At 74.0% G+C, this 2,926-nt stretch carries 3 protein-coding genes; 2 read left to right on the top strand and 1 reads right to left on the bottom strand.

Annotation, left to right across the window (positions count from 1 at the left end; all coding sequences use genetic code 11):
• Nucleotides 1-127 precede the first annotated feature (127 nt).
• Entirely contained in the window at nt 128-1,183 is a 1,056-nt protein-coding gene (locus AB0I11_RS34255) for a LacI family DNA-binding transcriptional regulator (protein ID WP_357330079.1), read from the top strand.
• Between the two features lie 200 nt (nt 1,184-1,383).
• Here the strand turns inward: AB0I11_RS34255 and AB0I11_RS34250 are convergent, their stop codons facing one another.
• Nucleotides 1,384-1,746, bottom strand: coding sequence for an STAS domain-containing protein (locus tag AB0I11_RS34250; RefSeq protein WP_357330077.1), 363 nt, complete (start codon nt 1,744-1,746; stop codon nt 1,384-1,386).
• Nucleotides 1,747-2,013: 267 nt separating this feature from the next.
• On the opposite strand from AB0I11_RS34250, the gene AB0I11_RS34245 reads away from it, so the two are divergent.
• Nucleotides 2,014-2,766, top strand: coding sequence for a GAF and ANTAR domain-containing protein (locus tag AB0I11_RS34245; RefSeq protein ID WP_357330075.1), 753 nt, complete (start codon nt 2,014-2,016; stop codon nt 2,764-2,766).
• Nucleotides 2,767-2,926: the final 160 nt, after the last annotated feature.

Raw genomic sequence — 2,926 nt, 5'->3', positions numbered from 1 at the left:
CCTCTTCCGATCCCGGCGGGTGCCGGAAGGCGCGCCGGCGGGCCCGGCGGCCGGCGGGTGCCGGAACGGGCCGCCGGCGGACCGCCGGTCGGCGGCGCGACCGGGTGCGGCGGGCATAATCGCGGACATGACCACTGACCCGAAGGTCGCTCGGCCCAGCCTGGCGCAGGTCGCGGCGCTGTCCGGGGTGTCGGTCAAGACGGCCTCCCGGGCGCTGGGCGGTGAGCCCCGGGTGGCGGCGGACACCCGGTCCCGGGTACGCGACGCCGCCGACCAGCTCGGCTACCGGCTCAACGGGGTGGCGCGCGAGCTGCGCCGCGGTGCCGACACCTCCACCCTGGTCGGCCTGCTCATCGGCGACCTGGCCAACCCGTTCTACTCCCGGCTGGCCGGAGGGCTGGAGCGCGAGCTGCGGATGCGCGGTCTGCAACTGATCACGGCCAGCACGGACGAGGATCCGGACTGGGAACGCCGGCTCGCCGACGCGTTGCTGGAGCGGCGGGTCCGGGGCCTGGTGATCGCCTCGACGGCGACCGAGCACGCGCACCTGGCCGCCGAACGCCGCCACGGGATCCCGTTCGTGTTCGTGGACCGGCCCCCGGTCGAGCTGGCGGCCGACACCGTGCTGCTGGACAACCACACCGGCGCCCGGCGGGCCGGAGCCCACCTGACCGCGCTCGGCCACCGGCGGATCGGCGTGGTGGGCGACTTCTCCCGGCTCAGCACCCACCGGGAGCGTCTCGACGGGTTCTCGGCGGCCATGCACGCGGCCGGGGTGTCCAACTGGGCCGACTACCTGGTCGAGAACGCGCACGACGTGGCCGCCGCCGAGCAGGCCGTACGCGAGTTGTTGACCCGTACCCCCGCGCCGACCGCCCTGTTCACCATGAACAACCGGATCACCCTCGGCGCCCTGCGGGCGCTGCGCGGCCACCCCGCACCGCCCGCCCTGATCGGCTTCGACGACGTGGATCTCGGCGACGTGCTGGGCGTGAGCGTGGTCGCGCACGACCCGCGGGACATGGGGCGGTGGGCCGCCCAACTGCTGCTCGACCGCATCGACGGCGAACGCGGCCCGGCCCGGCACGTGGTCATCCCGACCTGCCTGCTGGCTCGCGGCTCCGGGGAGCGACCGCCGCCGGCCGCCGTATCCCCGGCGGGGGCCACGAAACGTTTGGAGTGATCAAAGGGCGGGGTATCTCTCCCCTACCGGCAGGCGGTTCGACTGGCAGCCGGGTCGCCTCCGAGCGTTGTCGCCGCGCCGACGCCGCGACGCCGTCAGCCGGCGTTGCGGGTGACCGGGCGGCCGCGCGGGTCGGAGCGCGCCCGGTGGCGGTCGGTACGACTCCGGAGCACGAGCACGGACCGGGAGTGGAAGGCAGGTCATTCGGTGATGAACTCGTCCCTGAGGCCGACCATGTTGAGCACGGCGCCGCAGATGCGGGACGGCTTACGCAGCACCAGCGTGCGGCCCGCCGCGACCACCCGCCGACGCACCCGCAGCAGCACGGTGACCCCGGCGGCGCCGAAGAAGCTCACCCCGCTCAGATCGAGCACCAGCACCGGGGGCGGCTGACCCGCCATCGCCCGGTCGACGGCACTGGACAGCACGTCCACCGTGTCGAGGTCGAGCGGCCCGCGCACCGCCACCACCAGCGCCGGGCCCTCGGCAGCGACCATGAGGGACAGGACGGGCGAGCCGGAGGTTTCCGGCGGCGCCGGATACGGCGCCTGATGAACCGACATGAGGCAGCTCCTCATTGAGGAGGACCGGACCGGGGTGTGCCCGGCCCATCATCGGTGGGCGGCACAGGTCCTGGGCTCATGTCCGAACCCACCTCGACCCTAGCCCTGTTCCGCCCGATCCGCACCCTCTGCCAGCCCGGGCCCGGTTGCTCCGGTCCGGCGCTGGCGCCTCGACGCACCGGCCGGACCTCCCTTGAGGACCACCCGGCCCGGTCAGATCATCGTGATTGGCACGAACGGACACTCGATCTTCAGGAGGTAGCGGTGGTGTCCGACGCTCCCGCGGCGCACCTGGCCTCGGCGTACGGCCAGTTGCTGACCCTGCTCGCCGACTCGCCCCACGTCGACGTCTTCCTCGACCAGGTCGTCCGCGTCGCGGCGGAGGTGGTCGCCCCCACGGTGGCCTGCGGCCTGACGGTACGCCGGGACGGCGGCGCCGGCACGGTCTCCGCCAGCGCCGACCTCGCCGCCCAGGCGGACGAGATCCAGTACGGCGCGGACGAGGGCCCCTGCCTGCACGCCCTGCGCAGCGGCACCGTCGTCGAGGTCGTCGACCTGCGCCAGGACGAGCGCTGGCGCGGGTACCGGGAACACGCGCTCCGGCTCGGCATCCTCAGCTCGCTGTCGCTGCCGATGACGATCGACGGCGAGACGGTCGGGGCGTTGAACCTCTACGCCACCGACCGCGCCGCCTTCGACGAGCCGGCCCACCGGCACGCCGTGGCCTTCACCGATCAGGCCACCGCGGCGCTGGCCGTCCTGCTGCGGCATGCCGATCAGGCCCTCCTGCACCAGCAGCTCACCGACGCGATGGCCTCCCGCAGCGTCATCGACCAGGCGCTCGGGGTGCTCATGGGCCAGCAGCGCTGCACCGCCGCGGAGGCGTTCGCCCTGCTCCGGCAGGCGTCCCAGCACCGCAACCGCAAGCTGCGCGACGTCGCCACGGAGATCATCATGCAGGTGAGCGGCGCGTCCCCCCAGCCGGCTCCCCGATTCGTGACCCCCGGTGAGGACGCCTGACCGGCAGGCGCCCTGGTCGCCGTCCCGGCCGGCGGTCCATCGCCGCCGCGCCGGCCGGGGACAAGGCTGCTGAGGGGTCAGAGGGTGGTTTCGCCGGGTAGGCCGAAGTAGTCGTGCCATTTGGTGCCGGCGGTGAAGGTGGTGCCGGTGGACAGGCCTA

The sequence above is a fragment of the Micromonospora sp. NPDC050495 genome, assembly GCF_040655175.1.
GTDB lineage: Bacteria > Actinomycetota > Actinomycetes > Mycobacteriales > Micromonosporaceae > Micromonospora.
The sequence above is the reverse complement of the archived record's forward strand: the minus strand, read 5'-3'. Positions and strand labels throughout refer to the sequence as shown.

Coding starts and splice junctions, on each gene's coding strand:
- AB0I11_RS34255 (WP_357330079.1), top strand. CDS start 128: ATGACCACTGACCCGAAGGTCGCTCGGCCCAGCCTGGCGCAGGTCGCG.
- AB0I11_RS34250 (WP_357330077.1), bottom strand. CDS start 1,746: ATGTCGGTTCATCAGGCGCCGTATCCGGCGCCGCCGGAAACCTCCGGC.